1 protein-coding gene is annotated in these 771 nt (G+C 47.2%); it reads left to right on the forward strand.

Going from position 1 to position 771, the window contains the following annotated elements; all coding sequences use genetic code 11:
• Positions 1-137 precede the first annotated feature (137 nt).
• The coding region (locus R7Q48_RS26685; protein ID WP_318133240.1) for a protein-disulfide reductase DsbD domain-containing protein at positions 138-771 on the forward strand (634 nt) is incomplete at its 3' end.

Below are 771 nucleotides of genomic sequence, written 5' to 3' on the forward strand. Positions count from 1 at the left end.
TAACGCAAGGCAATGGACTGAGCCCATCTACGACAAACATCGAATTCATCTTACCTTTTGTGTGTTCCGAGAATGACAAGTGATTCTGGCCGAAAACGCCAGCCATTTTCTACACTTGTTATTAATTAGGAATCACTATGAATCACATTATTAAAGCGACTCAACTCGCGTCCATATTCTTTATGGCGTTGGTGTTGGGTTTGTTCTCTCTTAATCTCTCGGCGCAAACTACTGACACGGGATGGATGACCAATCCACAGCATCCGCCTGTGCAAACGCGTTTTGTTTTGACTGGTCAGCAAGATCCGCAAGCCAAAACACTTACAGGTTATTTGGATGTCAAGTTAACCGGAGACTGGAAAACTTACTGGCGATCGCCGGGCGAGGGTGGTGTCGCGCCATCGATAGATTGGCAAAACTCGCAAAACCTGAGCAAGGTTGATTGGCAATGGCCATATCCGCAAAAGTTCGAGTTATTGGGCATTGAGACTCTCGGTTACAAAGGTGACACTTTGTTCCCAATGACGCTGCATATCGACAATATGTCGAAACCCGTCACGATTGATGCAGTGCTCACGCTCTCTTCCTGCACCACCATCTGTGTGTTGACGGACTATCAAATTCAACTGACCTTCCTGCCTTCTGAACTGCAAATCGACGAGCAGGTGATGTTCAGTTACGCCCAAGCGGTGAGCAATGTGCCCCAGCCATCGCCGTTTATTGATGTCACTCAAGCAAGTTGGGATGCAAACCAGTCGAAGTTGCAAATCA

The sequence above is a fragment of the Vibrio sp. 378 genome (assembly GCF_033339435.1).